The sequence below is a fragment of the Hyphomonadaceae bacterium ML37 genome (genome assembly GCA_027627685.1).
Taxonomy (GTDB): Bacteria; Pseudomonadota; Alphaproteobacteria; order Caulobacterales; family Maricaulaceae; genus Oceanicaulis.
In genome coordinates this window covers 1,149,269-1,165,261 of the sequence record CP091241.1, presented here as the reverse complement: position 1 = coordinate 1,165,261, position 15,993 = coordinate 1,149,269, and the positions used below count along the sequence as shown (strand labels likewise).

The window sequence follows — 15,993 nt, the reverse complement described above, 5'->3', positions numbered from 1 at the left end:
CACCATGAGCGCAGCCAATGCCGACGGACACAGCAGCTATTTCGACGCCGCCGACTGGGGCGCGGTCCAGCGCCAGCACCCCATCGGCGCCGACTTCGTCCACTTCGCCAAGACGATCAGCCGCGATGAGCTGTTCGCGCGCCAGAACGCGCTGTTCCTGAAGTCAGTGGCGCGCGCCTGGCAGACGCCGTTTTACCAAAAGCTCTGGGCCGATGCGGGCGTGGCCCCTGGCGATATCACCGGCCTCGAGATGATCGCCAGCCTGCCCAGCTTCGACAAGTCCGATATCATGGAGTCGATCGCCCGCAAGCCGCCCTTCGGCGATTTCGACGCACGCGACAGCCATGCGGGCGGCCCGCCCAATGTGGTCATGCACACCACCTCGGGCACCACCGGCATACCGCAGGTGCTGCTGTTCGGCGCCAAATCGCGCGAGGTTCAGAACCTTCTGCTGGCGCGCATGTACCGGTTTCAGGGGCTGAAAGCCGACGACGTGGTCCACTCTGTCTATGGCCACGGCATGATCAATGGCGGCCATTATGTACGCGAGGCCGTGATCCACTGGACCAGCGCCATCTTCATGTCGGCGGGCACAGGGGTAGAGACCCGCTCGGCGCGCCAGGTGGAGCTGATGCGCGATTTTGGCGCCACGGTGATTGTGGGCTTCGCCGACTACATCAAGAAGCTCGCCCGCGTCGCAGACGAGATGGGCATCGACCCGGTGCGCGATCTCAATATCCGCATGATTTCCGGTCATCTGGGACGCGAGGACCGCGACTCCCTGTCCAAGGCCTGGGGCGGGGCCGAATGCTTTGACTGGTATGGCGTGGGCGATACCGGCATCATCGCGGGCGAAGGCCCCGACCGGGCCGGCCTGTATGTGATGGAAGACGCCCAGTATCTCGAGGTCGCCGATATCGAGACCGGCAAGCCCGTCGCCGACGGGCAGCAGGGCGATATGATCTGCACCTGCCTTTACAAGGATGATGTCTATCCGATCATCCGCTTCAACACCCATGACGTGACGCGTTTCCACACTGACAAGAGCCCGCTGGGCCTGGCCTTCCGGCGCATCGAAGGGTTCCTCGGCCGGTCCGACAACATGGTGAAAATCCGCGGCATCAACATCTTCCCGCAAGCCGTGGGGCCGCTGCTGGAAGAGCATGCCGCCTTCGCCGGCGACTTCATCTGCAAGGCGGTGCGCGACGCATCCGGGCGCGACGAGTTCATCGTCATGGCCGAGGCGCGCGACCCCAGCCCGGCGCTGCGCGCCGAGTTCGCCGACCTCCTCAAGCGCAAGCTGGGCATCGAGGTTGGCGTGGAGCTTGCCAAACCGGGCGAATTGGCGAACCTCACCCAGACTGAAGTGCGCCAGAAACCCATCCGCCTCATAGACGAACGGTTTTGATGAAATCGACCAGCGCCGACCTGCCGCTCAAAGCCTCTCAACGCACCTGGGCGGCCCAGGCGGCGGCGTTTGCGCTGGGCCGCTGGAGCCCGCTGGAAGTGTTCGACGCCTATGCGCGGCGCATCGCCAGCCTGAACCCGGTGCTGAACGCCGTGCTCGACACCCGTTTCACAGCGGCGCGCGAAGAGGCCGCGTCCAGCGCTGACCGCTGGGCGCGCGGGGCGCCGCTGTCGGAGATCGACGGCGCGGTCGTGCTGGTCAAAGCCAATATCGCCGTCGAGGGCCTGCCCTGGCATGCCGGGATCAAAGCCTATGAGCGGCGCATTGCGCGCGAGGACGCGGTGTGCGTGGCGCGCCTGAAAGCCGCGGGCGCGGTCATCGCCGGGACGGTGAATATGGAGGAGGCGGCGCTGGGCGCCGTCACCGACAATCCGTGGTTCGGGCGCACGCTGAACCCTTGGGGCGGCGAGGGCCAGGCCATCACGCCAGGCGGATCGTCGGGCGGATCGGGCTCGGCTGTCGCCGCCGGGCTCTGCATCATGGCGCTGGGCACCGACACCATGGGATCGGTGCGCATTCCGGCGGCCTATTGCGGCGTGGCCGGCCACAAGCCGAGCCGCGGAATGATAGACACCGGCGGTGTGGTCGCCCTGTCCTCGACGCTCGACCATGTCGGGCCGCTGGCGCGCTCGGCGCGCGATCTGTCAGCCTTCACCGCCGCCCTGTCCGGCCAGCCCCAGCGCCCGCAGAAGGGCCTGACGGGCCTGACCATCGGACGCTGGCGTTTTGAAGATGCGCTCAGATGCGACCTGGATGTTATGGCCGCCTTTGAGACCGCGCTGGCGCGCCTGGATGCAGCCGGCGCGCGCATTGTCGATGTCAGGCCGGAACACTACGCCTACGGCCAGTCGCGCCGCGCGGGCCTTTTGGTGAGCGAGATCGAGGCGCTGCACATTCACGGTCCCCAGCTTCAAAAGACGCCCGAAGGGTTCTCTGAAGGCTTGCGCAATCTGCTGGGCTGGGGCGCGCGGCAAAGCGCCGAGAAAATCGACGCGGCCTACGCCCTGGTGCGCGCAGCCGAAATCGACGCCCAGGCCTGGTTTGGCGCCTGTGATCTGGTGGCGGCGCCCACCGCGCTGGAGCCGGCCTTCCCATTCGGCGAGCCGGCGCCCGCCGGACAGGCCGACCTCACAGCCTTCGCCGACATGGCGGGCGTCCCGGCCACGGCGGTTCCCATGGGGCTGACGAAGGCGGGCCTGCCGGTTTCGATCCAGTTCCTGGCGCCGCACGGACGTGACGGATTGTCTTTGCGCGCCGCCACCCAGTTCGAGATGATGGCGGGCGGGCCGCTGATCCCGCCGGGCTATTGAGCGCGACGCGACTTACCCCGCGAGCGCGCGGGCCTGACCGACCCAGTCATCGCGCACCACGCGTCCGCGCGCGTTGAGCTCGCGGTCAAAACGGGCCACGTCGGCTTCTTCCCAGGCAGCGATCTGCTCATAGCGCGTCACGCCCATCTCCTGCAGCCTCTCGGCGGCCTTGGGACCGAGGCCCTTGATGGCGGTCAGGTCATCGCCGGATCCGGCGGGCACTGTGGCCGCCTCGCGGCCGGGATCGGGCTGGGCGCCCATGCCGCCCTGCGCCGGTTCCGGCGACGGCATGGGTTCGGGGGCCGGCTCGGGCTTGGGCTCGGGCTGGCTCGGGGCGTCCATGCGCGTGGCGAAGCCAAGCTGCTTGGCAGCGGGCGCGTCAGAGACATCGGACCGGCCGCGCACCACCCAGCCGGCGATCACGCCGCCGGCAAAGAACAGCGCCAGGACGATCCACATTTCCCAGATCAACCAGAGCATGGCTCAAATTCCTTGTGTCTGCGCGGCGTCATCGCCGTCGGTCTCGTCGTCAGCGTCATCTGCGTCGCCTTCATCGGCCAGTGGTTGCCCGCCCGCGCCCAATGTTGTCGCCAGAAAACGCAGTTGTTCCGGCGCCTCGGACGGCAGGGCGAGCGCGCTCAGCCGCGCGGCGTCCGCGCCGCCCGCCACCATGGCGGCGATCACGGTTTCAGCCTGAGACAGGGCGAGGCCTTCAGCCGCGTCCGCATCCGCCTCGGCGCGCACGGCCACCGACATCGCCACGTCTTCACAGGCGGCGAAGGCGGCGCCCGCCCGGCTGGCGGCGGCTTCGCTGCGGCTGCCGGAGGTGAAGCGCGACGTGCCCGGCGCAAAGGACAGCGCATCGGCGCCCAGCGCGCTGGCGGCCAGCATCTCGCACAGGCGCGCATCGCGCACGGCGACGTCAAACCCGCCGCCATCGGTGCGCACCAGCGCGGCGGTGCGGAAATCGCCCGGCGGCACGCTGAACGCGGCGCGGATGGCGTTGACCGTCGGGGCGTTGGGCGCAAGGCCCGTGATCGCCAGCCGGTCGTTGCGGATCATCCCGGCGCCATTATCCATGCGCGCCAGCTCCTGCAAAAGCAGGCGCGCCGCGCGCTCCCAGCCCTCCGGCGCCGAGCCGGGCGCCAGGGTCAGCTCCACAACCGCACCGCCGGGCGACAGTTCCGCCACCAGATCGCGCAGGCGCGCCTCGGCGTCGGCGTCCGGCGCCTGGCCGCGCACGATCAGGCGTCCGCGCACCTTGTCGGCGCGCAGGCCATACTCGTCGCCATTGCTGGCCAGATGGGTCTCGTCGATCACCCGCGTCACGCCGCCCGCCACGACGCCGCCGGCCCAGGCCGCGCGTGACACCGACGCCAGAACGCGGTCGCGCGCTTCGCGGCTGGGCGCCCGGCCGGTCACCGTAGCCACCTGCCCGTTCATCCTGACATCGGCCCAGTCATCGGCGCGCACGCGCACGAGCGCCGCCTGCGCCTCGCTCTGGAGACGCGCCTCCAGATTGTTGGCGGACATGGGGCTGGCGTGAATCGCCAGGGCGCCCAGCGCGACAAACCCGGCGAGTGCGATCAGGGCGGCCTTGCGGCGGGGTGACAGCATGGGGGCTTTATCCAGATTCGAACTCAAGGATGACAGACCATACACGCCTGCGGCTCATGGGCGAAGGCTAGTCGTGTGCAAATGCGAAGGGCGCGGCCCCATGGAAGTGCGGATCGACCCGTAAAGGCCGCTGCAGCGGCGGGAAAGCGCGCTCGGCGCAATCGGCGCGCTCGCACAGGCGGCAGGACAGGCCCACCGGCGTGAAATCAACCGGCGCATACGCGATGCGCCCCGCCTCCTTGGCCTCACAGCCCAGCGCAATGGCCGCCAGCGCCGCCCCGCCCGACGGCAGGGCGCGCGTCACGGCCCGCGCGATGGAGATGAAACGGGATCCGTCCGGCAGCTCCAGTCCCTGCACATGAATGCGCTCGGGCGCGCGGAACGCGTCATACGCCCGCCAGCGGGCGCACCCCCCGCCGGACCGGGCGAAGGCCAGCACCCCGCCGCCAAAGCGTTTTGACACATTGCCGGCCGGATCCACGCGAATCATGAAGAAGGCGATGCCGCGCGCGCCGGGCCGGTTCAGCGTGGTGAGCCGGTGGCAGACCTGCTCGAAGCTCACGGAAAAGCGCCGGCGCAGCACGTCGATGTCATAGCGCGCGGTCTCGGCGGCCCGGTAGAAGGCGTCATAGGGCATCAACATGGCGGCGGCGGCGTAATTGGCCAGGCTCGCCCGGTAGAGCGCACGCGCATCGCCGCCCAGCGCCGCGGGGCGGTCCGCTTCGGCGTCCAGCACCTCTCCCAGCTCCAGCTGGGCCAGCGTCACGGCGATATGGAAGGCGCGCGCCGACGGGGTCAGCAGATCGCTGAGCAGCAGCTTGCGGGCGTGAAAGTCGAACCGGCGCAGCGCGCCAGCCATAACGCTGTCATCATAGACCCGCACCGCCGCGCCATGGGCGGCCATCAGCCGGGCCGCCAGCGCTGCCTCCAGCGACACAGCCTCCGGCAGCGCCGCCCGCAGCGCATCGGCGGCGATCTCCAGCGCCGGGAAATGGTTCTGCGCACCGTCCAGCGCGTCGCGCACTTCTTCCAGCGCCGACCGCCCGGACCCGGCGCCGCCTTCCTCTGCGCGCAGCGCCAGGTCTGCCGCAGCCGCGCTGGTGTCGCGATAGGCCTGGTACAGCCGCGCCATCGCCTCGGCGGCCCGCGGATGGGCGTCCGCCAGATCGCTCAAATCACGCTGATCAAGATCGGCGCCCTTCAGGACCGGGTCGGCCGCGGCTTCTTTCAGGTCGGCGAGCAATTGCCGGTCGCTATCGGCGGCAAATGCGCGCACATCGATGTCGTACACTTCGGCCAGCGCCAGCAGGACACGCGCCGTCACCGGGCGCTGATTGCGTTCGAGCAGATTGAGATAGCTGGCCGACACCGACAGGCTGTCAGCAAACTGCGCCTGGCTCTGGCCCAGATCCCGGCGCATCCGGCGCAGGCGCGCGCCCGCAAACAGCTTTTCCTGCGCTTCCGCCATTTGTCACGACCTTTACAACACGACACGCTGACAAGTGTCATCGGTATACGTTGTTTCCCCTTTCTCTGCAAAGGCCTGTCGACCCGGCGGGCACAGTCTGTCTTTATCCGCACAAATTCGACTGGAGAGACAAAACCATGACCACCTTCTACGATCTCGTACCCGCCGCCGCGCCCGGGCGCTTTCACGGCATCACCCGCAACTACTCCCCCGAGGATGTGCTGCGCCTGCGCGGCTCGGTCCTGATCGCCAACACGCTCGCCGAGCGCGGCGCGGCCAAATTGTGGGAGCTCCTGAAGACCGAGCCCTACATCAATGCGCTGGGCGCCCTGTCGGGCAATCAGGCCATGCAGATGGTGCGCGCAGGACTGAAGGCGATTTACTTGTCCGGCTGGCAGGTCGCCGCCGACGCCAACACCGCCGGGGCCATGTATCCTGACCAGTCGCTCTACCCGGCCAACTCCGCGCCGGAACTGGCGCGCAAGATCAACCGCACGCTCCAGCGCGCCGACCAGATCGAAGTGGCTGAAAACGGCAAGGCCACGCGCGACTGGTTTGCCCCCATCGTCGCTGACGCCGAGGCCGGGTTTGGCGGCACGCTAAACTGCTACGAAATCATGCGCGCCTTCATCGAGGCCGGCGCATCGGGCGTCCACTTTGAGGACCAGGTGGCGGCGGAAAAGAAGTGCGGGCATCTGGGCGGCAAGGTGCTGATCCCCACCAGCCAGCACGAGCGCAATCTCAACGCCGCGCGCCTGGCCGCCGACGTCATGGGCGTGCCCACCCTGACTGTGGCGCGCACCGACGCCGAATCGGCCACGCTGATCAATTCCGACATTGACGAGCGCGACCACGAATTCATTGACTATGACGCCAGGCGCACGCCGGAAGGCTTCTACCGCCTCAAGCAGGGCGTGGGCGTCGAGCATTGCATCAAGCGGGGCCTGGCCTACGCCAACGTCGCCGATTTGCTGTGGTGGGAGACCTCCAAGCCGAATCTGGACGAGGCGCGCCGCTTCGCCGAGGCGATCCAGAAAGCCCATCCGGGCAAGATGATGGCGTATAACTGCTCGCCCTCCTTCAATTGGGAGAAGAACCTCGACAAGGCCACCATCGAAACCTACCAGCGCGAGCTTGGGGCCATGGGCTACAAGTTCCAGTTCGTCACCCTGGCCGGCTTCCACCAGCTCAATTTCGGCATGTTCGAGCTGGCGCGCGGCTACAAGGATCGCGGCATGGGCGCGTATTCGGAGCTGCAGCAGGCCGAGTTCGCGGCGGAGAAGGACGGCTACACCGCCACCCGCCACCAGCGCGAAGTGGGCACCGGCTATTTCGACCTGGTCAACATGACCCTGTCCGGCGGCGTCGCCTCCACCACCGCCATGGGCGAGAGCACCGAAACGGCTCAGTTCAAGCACGACGCAGCGGAATAGGCGTCCGGGGGGACGCCTAAGCGCCCGGATCCGGCTTGTCGCCGGATCCGGGCGCTGCTCTGATAGCCTGCCGCAAGAACGGATGAATTGATGAACACTCTGCCCGACGGCGTCGCCATTCATGGGACGATGCACCCCGGATTCGACACGATCCTCACCCCTGACGCCCTGGCCCTGCTGGCCGACGTACATCGGCGCTTTGACGCCGAGCGCCTTCGCCTGCTGGCCGAGCGCCACGCGCGCCAGGCGCGTCTGGATTCCGGCGAGGAGCAGCTGGACTTCCCCGCCGAGACCGCCGCGATCCGCGCCGGCGACTGGACGGTCCCGCCCGCCCCGGCCGATCTGCAGGACCGGCGCGTCGAGATTACCGGGCCTGTGGACCGCAAGATGGTGATCAACGCCCTCAATGCGGACGTGAAATGCTTCATGGCCGATTTCGAGGACGCCTCCACGCCCAGCTGGACCAATATGATGGAGGGCCAGATCAATCTGCGCGATGCGGTCCATCGCACCATCGCCTTCACCGATGGGGCCAGCGGCAAATCCTACAAGCTGAAAGATGACCCGGCCGTGCTGATCGTGCGCGCGCGCGGCCTGCATCTCGATGAAGCCCATGTGAGCGTCGACGGCGCGCCGGTGGCGGGGGCCTTCTTCGATTTCGTTCTGTACCTCACCCATAACCACGCCGAACTCGCCCGGCGCGGCACGGGTCCGTATTTCTATCTGCCCAAGCTGGAGACGCGGTTCGAGGCGCGCCTGTGGGCGCTGGTCATCCGTCATTGCGAAACGGCGCTGCGCCTCACACCCGGCACGGTGCGGGTCACGGTGCTGATCGAGACCATCACGGCGGTGTTCGAGATGGACGAGATTTTGTGGGAGCTGCGCCAGTCCATCACCGGCCTCAATGCCGGGCGCTGGGACTATATCTTCAGCTATATCAAGCGTCAGAAGTCCGATCCCGGCCGTATCCTGCCCGACCGGGGTCAGGTGACCATGGCCGCGCCCTTCATGGCGTCCTACGCCAGGCGCCTGATCGCTGTCTGTCACCGGCGCGGCGCCCATGCCATGGGCGGGATGAGCGCTTTCATCCCGGTCAAGGGCGATGACGCCGCCAACACCGCCGCCATGGAGCGGGTGAAGGCCGACAAGACCCGCGAAGCGGGCCTCGGCCATGACGGCGCCTGGGTGGCGCATCCGGCGCTGGCGCCGGTGGCGAAGGCCGCGTTCGACGCGGTCATGCCCGGCCCCAATCAGCTCGCCAAGCAGGGCGAGCTCATTGAAGACCGCGAAGCGCTGCTGACCCCTGTGGAGGGGACGATCACCGAGGCGGGCCTTGCGGGCAATGCCGATGTGGCGATCCGCTATATCGCCTCCTGGCTGCAGGGCCGCGGCGCGGCGCCGATCCATAATCTGATGGAGGATGCCGCCACCGCCGAAATCAGCCGCGCCCAGCTGTGGCAGTGGCGCGTCCACGGCGCAAAGACCGATGATGGCCGGGTGATCGACGCAGCGCGCGTCAGCGCCGCCATCACCGGCGCCGGCGGCGCCATCCGCGCCGAGCTGGGCGAGAATGCCTGGACGGCCGGACGCTTCGCCGAAGCCCAGGCGATCCTGCAGGATCTGGCGCTGGCTGACAGTTTCGAGGAATTCCTCACCCTGCCCGCCTATGAGAAGGTCAAAGAGGCCTGAGCGCCTCGCGCGGGCTCTCGAAGAGGATCTCACATCGACACATGAAAAAGGCCGGGCCCGTTGCGGGACCCGGCCTTTCTCTTGACGTCCGGCCCGGGCCTTGCGGCCCGGGTCAGATACCTTTGCCTACCACTCGGTGCGCAGGGAGACGCCCCAGGTGCGCGGCGCACCCAGGAAGCCGCCGAACGTGCCGGTCTGGGCGAACTGGTCGAACGCGACCTGGACATAGGTCTCGTCGGTCAGGTTGCGGCCCCAGAGTTCCACATTCCAGCGTCCGTCCATCGAGCCAAGGCCGAGACGGCCATTGAGCGTCGTGAAGGCGTCCTGCTCCTTGCCCGGAGCGAGGTCGGAGCCGGTGTTGTATTCCGACACCCAACGCGCATCGAGCGCGGCCAGGAAGAGCAGCGTGTCTGAAATCGGCTGCTGGTAGATCGCCTGACCGGTGACGAAGTGCTCCGGCGAGAGCGAGATCTGCTGGCCCGGCAGGCGGGTGAGCGCCGTCGGCAGCGGGCCCAGATTGTCGCCATAGGTCGCGTTCACATAGGCGTAGCCGCCGGTGATATCGAGACCGTCGATCGGGGTCGCCCAGTTGAAGTCGAACTCGGCGCCGTAGGTCTCCACATCCGGGATGTTCTGAACCACAAAGGCCAGACCGGTGAAGGTGTTGAGCTGGAAGTCGGTGACCTCCTGATAGAAGAAGTTGCCGTTCAGCTGCAGCACGTTGTCAAGCAGCTGCGACTTGAAGCCGACCTCATAGGCGTCGATCACTTCAGCCCGGAACGAGCTGTCGGAATCAACGAAGGAACCGCCCACGACCGGACCGTTGAACTCGCGGTCCAGATTGTAGCCGCCCGCCTTGAAGCCGCGCGAGAAGCCGGCATACAGCATCACGTCGTCATTGATGTCGTAGGTGGCCCGCAGGGTGCCTGACAGCTCCTCGTCGGTGCGCTGGCGGTCATAGCCGGTCGCGTCCAGTCCGGTGCGCGCATACGGCAGACAGATCAGCGGCACCAGGCCCGCAAGCGGCGTGCCCGCCGCGCCGGCGATCGGATCGGGTCCGAACACCGTCTCGAGGAAGGCGCAGCCCGGCGTCGGGCTGGTGGAGAACGTCGCGAACACGTCCTTGGTTTCACTGGTGTAGCGAAGACCGCCGGTGATCGCGAGCTGGTCGGTGAGCTGGTAGGTGTTGTGCGTGAACAGCGCCCAGCTACGGCCCGTCTGATTGTAGACGTCCTGGTTGACGCCCGATCCGTTTGGCAAGGCCTGGCCCGGTGCGAAAATCGGCGCCCCGGCGACGGCGTTCAGCGTGTTGGAGATGAAGAAGGGATCAGCCCCGCCCGACGCGGCGAGACCCAGGTAGATTTCCCAGTCCGCACCGAAACGGATGGCGTCGTTCAGCTCCAGATCCTCGTGGGAGATGATGCCGCCGACCAGCCAGTCGAGATTCCCGGCGACGCCGGTCAGACGCACTTCCTGGTCGAAGCGGGTCAGATCGGTCGAGTTGCCGTCGCCGCGATAGGCGATGTCAGCCGAGGTGTAGTCGATGTCCTGGGTGCGCTGGTTGGTCCAGTTTCGCCAGGAGGTGATGGTGGTCAGCGTGCCGATCGGCAGCTCGAAGTCGAACTCGGCCGAGAAGCCGTAATCGGTGACCTGCTGCTGGTACTCGCGGTTGGCGAAGGCGCGGCGCTCCGACGGATCGGCCGGATTGAGCACCTGGCCGCCGACCGCGCCGATCAGCGCCGCCGGTCCGGGGGCCGTCTGCCACTGCACGGCGGAGCAGCAGAACTCGTTGCGCCGGGTGTAGTCGGCGATGAAGCGTCCTTCCACCACATCGCTGGGGACCCACAAGGCCTGACCGCGGAAGGTGTAATAGTCATTGGTTTCGGAATCGACCTCGCGCGTCCCGCCCGGCTGGCGCAGGGTCATGTCGGTGAAGCCGTCACGCTCGCCGACCGCGGCGAACAGGCGCATGGCCAGCGTGTCCCCGCCGATCGGGCCGGTGAAATGGCCCGAATAGCGCCGGTGATTGAAATTCCCGATGTCAGCCTGCAGCGCGCCGCCATACTCGAATTCCGGCGAGGCCGTGACGATATTCAGCACGCCAGCCGAGGTGTTCTTGCCGAACAGCGTTCCTTGCGGCCCGCGCAGCACTTCAATGCGCTCGATCTCGCCCAGGTCGGAGAAGCCGACCCCGTTGCGCGCCCGGAACACGCCGTCGATGTACACGCCGACCGAGCTTTCAAGACCGTAATTGTCGCCCACCGTGCCGATGCCGCGGATACGCGCGGTCGTGATGGTTTCCGCCTGGGTCGACGTGACCATCAGGCCCGGCGCGATGGAAATCAGGTCCTTGATATCCTGAACGCCAGCGGCGCGCAGTTCCGCAGCCCCGTAGGCGCCGAGCGAGATCGGCACGTCCTGGGCCGACTGTTCGCGCTGCTGAGCCGTCACTGTGACGACGTCGATGGTCCGGCGCTCGCTGGCGACAGGCTCGTCAGAGCTCTGGCCGAACGCGGCGCCGCTCAGGGCAAGCGACGAGACCGCTGCGTAGAGCGCGGTACGGGTGAAACGGGTGGTCATGGTGGTGTGTCCTCCTCGGGCGAATGTTTAGGCGTCGCCATAATTATGCTGCAGCGCAACATCTTTGTTCTTTCGTCAGGTTGGCCGATTTGCCGGGTAATTTGAACCTGTCTTCACAGCACTTGGGCGCGCATCGTGATGCGGAGAGCCCGCTTTCACGGCAGTTTTCACGGAACTGTTGCAAAGAGGTCACGTTAATGGCCGCCTCGGCGGCGGCTCTGGGTGGAATAGCAAACGCCCGGCGTCTTGCGACACCGGGCGTTGCGTCCTCCCTGACCGGTCCTTGTTGCAGCGCAACAGCACCGTTATGGCGTATAACTAGCCCGGAGGACGGCGGCGCGTCGAGCAGATTCATCTTCGGCGCATCAGTCTGCGCCGCTTACCAAGTCACAACCTATCGGCGCCACACTGTCCCGGCTGGGAGATGGGAGCCGGATATGCAGGACGCCGTCATGCGGCTGCTCAAAAAGCACCTGGCCAGCGTCGACCATGTCGATCTGGGCCGCTACCAGTTCGTCAATCTCGATCCGGTCCGCGAGGCGGCCGGCGCGCTGTGGCCTCAGCTGCGCGAGCGCGCCTTTCTGGCCTCTCGCTCCATGATCGAGCGGCGCATCGCCGAGGATGATCTGATCATCCCCTGCGCCACAGGCTTTCTGGTGATCTTCAAGGCGCTGACCGGCGAACCGGCCGTGCGCCTGACCGAGGCGATCCGCAAGGAGCTGGAAACCTTCTTCATGGGCGACGAGGAGCTGGGCGGCCTGAAAGTCGATGGCCACAGCGAACGCCTGAGCCTGTCGGAATTTGAAGCCGCCCTCGCGCGCTCGCGTCCCGAGGCCGAGCCCCGCACCGCCGGCCCGAAGCCCGCCGCGCCGGAACCGGACGCGCTGGACACGCTGCGCATTGACGCGTTGGATTATCTGCCCGCCTGGGATGCGCGCAATGAAGCGGTGGGCGGGTTCTTCCTGCGCGCGCGGCGCCTGGCCAGGGACGGGCGCGGCTGGCTGGTCAATGGCGCCATCGTCCGCGGCGCGCGCCGCGCCGAGGCGCGTCTGGCGCTGGACCTTCTGGTGCTGGATCGCGCCGCCGCCGCCCTGGAGACGCTCATCAAGGCCGGCACGCGCTGCGCCCTCATCGTGCCGGCGGGCTATGACAGCTTGTCCCAGGCGCGTTGCCGCGCCGCCTATATCACCCGCCTGTCAGCCCTGGGCCCGGCGATCAAGCCGATGATCTGGGTGCGGCTGGAGGACACGCCGCTGGACGCGCCCCGCGCCGCGCTGGCCGAGACCGGACGGATGATGTCCCAGCACGCCGGGCAGCTTTTCGTCCATGCGCCCGCCGACGCCATGACCCTTGACCCCTTCACAGAAATTCGCCCGGCCCTGATCGGCGCGGATTTCCCCACCGGATCGGACGCCGCCATCCGTACCGATCTGGACCGCTTCATGGCGCTGGTGCGCCGCACCGGAGCGGGCGCCTATCTGGACAATCTGGAAAGCTGGGAGGCGGTGCGTCTGGGCGTGCGCTCGCCCGCCCGCCTTCTGGCTGGCCCCTCCATAGGCGTACTGACCGCCCCGAAAGCGCCTTACCGCCTGACCCGCTCCGGCCTGCTGGCGCGCGCCGCCTGATCGGCTGAGGCCATCGCGCCTTGCCATCGCCGCGCACGCCGCCCTACCCTGCGGTTCAATGCCGAGGGAGGGTTACGCCCATGAAAATGCTTGCGTTCACCGCCGGGGCCGTGCTGGCCGTCTCGTCCGCCGCGTCTGCGCACGCGGAAGCCGGCCCGCTCCAGTTCGCCGACGTGTTCTCGCTTGAGATGGCCGCCGACGTGCAAATCAGCCCGGACGGGCGCACCATCGCCTATCAGCGCCGCTCGGCCGACATCATGAGCGACCGCATGCGCGGCTCGATCTGGCTGGTGAATTTTGACGGGAGCGGCCACCGCCCGCTGATCACCGGCGCCGGCGACTACGCCAGCCCGGTCTGGACGCCGGATTCCGGCCGCCTCGTGTATCTCTCCAGCGAGGACGGGCAGACCGAGCTGCGCATGGCCTGGACCGAAGATGCGCGCAGCGCCCGCCTGGCGCGCCTGCCACGCGGGGCCTCCCAGATCAGCATCTCGCCCGACGGCGCGCAGATCGCCTTCACCATGTTCGTGCCGGGGCAAGGCGTCCAGGTGGATATCGGCCTGCCCGAGCGGCCCCAGGGCGCCGAATGGGCGGCGGCGCCGCGTGTGGATGAGACCATCGGCTATCAGGCTGACGGGATCGGCGATCTGCCGCCGGGCGCGGCGCAGATTCATGTCATGGCGTCCGATGGCGGCGCGCCGCGTCAGGTCACGCGCATCGAGAACGGGTCGATCAGCGGGCTCACCTGGACCGCCGACAGCGCCGAGATTTTGTTCAGCCATGGCGGGCGGGCGCAGGACGGATTTGATTTTCGCGAATCCGATATCTGGGCGGTGCGCGCCGCTGACGGCGAGACGCGCCAGATCACCGACCTGCCCGGCGCCGAGCGCAGCCCCCGCCTGAGCCCGGACGGGCGCAGGCTGGCCTTCCTGCGCACGGATCGCGAAACCTACTCCCACCAGGACAACCGGCTTTACACAATGCCCCTGTCAGGCGGGGAACCCAGCCGCCTTCTGTCCGATCTCGACCGGGGCATCGCGCAGGCTGAGTGGGACGGGAACGGGCGCGGGCTGTGGGTGCGCTTTGATGATCGCGGCCACACGGTGCTGGGCTATGCCGGGCTCAATGGCGGGCTGGACCGGGTTACCGACCGTATTGGCGGGCTGACCATCGGACGGCCCTACACGTCGGGCATGTTTTCAGTGTCCACCAATGGCCGCTGGGCCGCGCCGGTGGCGAGTGCGCAGGATCTCGCCAATGTGGGCGCCGGCGCACGCCGCGGCGAGGCGCGCACCCTCACCGATCTCAATGCCGGGGTTCTGGGCGCGCGCGATCTGGCGCGGGTGGAGCGCTTCACCTGGGAAAGCTCAGCCGACGGGCGCGAGATCGAGGGCTGGATCGCCTATCCGCCGGGCTTCGATCCGGAGCGCCAGTGGCCGATGATCCTGGAGATTCATGGCGGCCCGCACACGGCTTACGGCCCGCAATTCTCCGGTCAGGTCCAGCTCATGGCGGCTGCAGGCTATGTGGTGTTCTACACCAATCCGCGCGGCTCCACCTCCTACGGCCAGGACTTCGCCAACCTGATCGACAAGGACTATCCCGGCAGCGATGTGGATGATCTCAATTCCGGCGTCGACGCCCTTCTGGCGCGCGGCTTCATTGACGAGGACCGGCTCTATGTCACGGGCGGATCAGGCGGCGGGGTGCTGACCGCCTGGCTGATCGGGACCGATGAGCGCTGGCGCGCGGCAGCGGTCGGCAAGCCGGTGATCAACTGGACCAGCTTCGCGCTGGCCTCCGATATCGGGCCGGTGATCCACCGCTACTGGTTCGGCGTGACGCCCTGGGACGAGCCGGAGGAATACTGGCGCCGCTCGCCCCTCTCGCTGGTCGGCAATGTGAGCGCGCCCACCATGGTGTTTGTCGGCGCCGAGGACCGGCGCACGCCCGTGGCCGAGGCCGAGCAGTATTACAATGCCCTGCAGATCCGCGGGATTGAGAGCCGGCTGGTGCGCATACCCGACACCTTCCACGGCATCGCCGATTCCCGCCCCTCGCGTCTTCTCTACAAGACCGGGCATATCATCGCCTGGTTCAACCAGCATGGCGGGCAGGGTGATGAGGATTAAAACCCCTCAAACCGCGTGAACTCGTCCACCCCGGCGCGGCGTGAGCGCAGCTGGTTGACCACTGCGTCCGGGTCGGCGTGACCGATGGCGAGGCCGCAATAGATCTGCAGCGGCGCTTCCACGCCAAGCGCCTTCCCCACCGTGCGGCAATGGGGCGTCCAGGCTTCCTGCATGCAGGTGGCGAGGCCACGCGCCTGCGCCGTCAGGCACACGCACATCATGAACATGCCCAGATGCGCCCACTGGTTCGGGTTCATGCGCGCGTCGATGGCGAAGAACAGCGCCTGGGGCGCGCCGAAGAAGCGGTAATTCTCCATCAGATGGGCAAAGCGCGCGCCCTTGTCCTCGCGCGGCACGCCCAGCAGCGCATACATGTCCTCACCCACCTGGAAGCGGCGCGAGCGATAGGGCTCCCACAGGCTTTCCGGATAGACTGGAAAGTCGGCTTCATTGGCGAAGGGATCGGTTTGGAGCTTCTCCTGCACCGCATCCATGACGCGCTGGCGCGCCTCGCCGGACACCGCGATCACATGCCAGGGCTGAAGATTGCCGCCCGACGCCGCCCAGCGCGCCTCCTCCAGAATCGCCTCGATCTCGTCTCTGGAAACCGGCGTGTCGAGAAACGCGCGCGTGGAAATGCGCGCCTTGAGCGCCTCGGATACAGTCATGGG

The 15,993-nt window shown here is 67.6% G+C and carries 11 protein-coding genes; 6 read left to right on the top strand and 5 right to left on the bottom strand.

What is annotated here, in order from left to right:
* Positions 1–4: 4 nt before the first annotated feature.
* Together L2D01_05710 and L2D01_05705 are read left to right on the top strand one after the other, a co-directional pair.
* The gene (locus L2D01_05710) at positions 5–1,408 is read left to right on the top strand and encodes a phenylacetate--CoA ligase family protein (protein ID WBQ11279.1); all 1,404 of its coding nucleotides are present in this window, start codon (positions 5–7) and stop codon (positions 1,406–1,408) included.
* The gene (locus L2D01_05705) at positions 1,408–2,778 is read left to right on the top strand and encodes an amidase (GenBank protein ID WBQ11278.1); all 1,371 of its coding nucleotides are present in this window, start codon (positions 1,408–1,410) and stop codon (positions 2,776–2,778) included. Before L2D01_05710 ends, L2D01_05705 begins: the two co-directional genes overlap by 1 nt.
* Before the next feature lie 12 nt (positions 2,779–2,790).
* Here L2D01_05705 and L2D01_05700 read toward each other — a convergent pair whose 3' ends face one another.
* The 3 genes from L2D01_05700 to L2D01_05690 form a co-directional block, all read right to left on the bottom strand.
* Positions 2,791–3,258 carry a hypothetical protein gene (locus L2D01_05700; GenBank protein ID WBQ11277.1) on the bottom strand — a complete coding sequence of 156 codons (468 nt, stop codon included), beginning with the start codon at positions 3,256–3,258 and terminating at the stop codon, positions 2,791–2,793.
* A 3-nt stretch (positions 3,259–3,261) separates the two neighbouring features.
* On the bottom strand, positions 3,262–4,395 hold the full coding sequence (locus L2D01_05695; GenBank protein WBQ11276.1) for a hypothetical protein: 1,134 nt from the start codon (positions 4,393–4,395) through the stop codon (positions 3,262–3,264).
* A 67-nt stretch (positions 4,396–4,462) separates the two neighbouring features.
* Entirely contained in the window at positions 4,463–5,863 is a 1,401-nt protein-coding gene (locus L2D01_05690; GenBank protein ID WBQ11275.1) for a short-chain fatty acyl-CoA regulator family protein, read from the bottom strand.
* Positions 5,864–6,000: 137 nt separating this feature from the next.
* Here L2D01_05690 and aceA point away from each other — a divergent pair, with 137 nt between their 5' ends.
* The gene (aceA, locus tag L2D01_05685; GenBank protein WBQ11274.1) at positions 6,001–7,296 is read left to right on the top strand and encodes an isocitrate lyase; all 1,296 of its coding nucleotides are present in this window, start codon (positions 6,001–6,003) and stop codon (positions 7,294–7,296) included.
* A gap of 90 nt (positions 7,297–7,386) precedes the next feature.
* Positions 7,387–8,985, top strand: a complete 1,599-nt coding sequence (gene aceB / locus L2D01_05680; protein WBQ11273.1) for a malate synthase A — start codon at positions 7,387–7,389, stop codon at positions 8,983–8,985.
* Positions 8,986–9,111: 126 nt separating this feature from the next.
* Here aceB and L2D01_05675 read toward each other — a convergent pair whose 3' ends face one another.
* Entirely contained in the window at positions 9,112–11,565 is a 2,454-nt protein-coding gene (locus L2D01_05675; GenBank protein ID WBQ11272.1) for a TonB-dependent receptor, read from the bottom strand.
* A 437-nt stretch (positions 11,566–12,002) separates the two neighbouring features.
* Here L2D01_05675 and L2D01_05670 point away from each other — a divergent pair, with 437 nt between their 5' ends.
* Positions 12,003–13,190 (top strand): hypothetical protein, encoded by a 1,188-nt coding sequence (locus L2D01_05670; GenBank protein ID WBQ11271.1) that lies wholly within the window; start codon positions 12,003–12,005, stop codon positions 13,188–13,190.
* An 80-nt stretch (positions 13,191–13,270) separates the two neighbouring features.
* Complete coding sequence (locus L2D01_05665; GenBank protein WBQ11270.1) at positions 13,271–15,322, top strand: S9 family peptidase; 2,052 nt, start codon at positions 13,271–13,273, stop codon at positions 15,320–15,322.
* Here L2D01_05665 and L2D01_05660 read toward each other — a convergent pair.
* Positions 15,319–15,990, bottom strand: coding sequence for a nitroreductase (locus L2D01_05660; GenBank protein ID WBQ11269.1), 672 nt, complete (start codon positions 15,988–15,990; stop codon positions 15,319–15,321). The genes L2D01_05665 and L2D01_05660 overlap by 4 nt on opposite strands.
* Between the last annotated feature and the right edge of the window lie 3 nt (positions 15,991–15,993).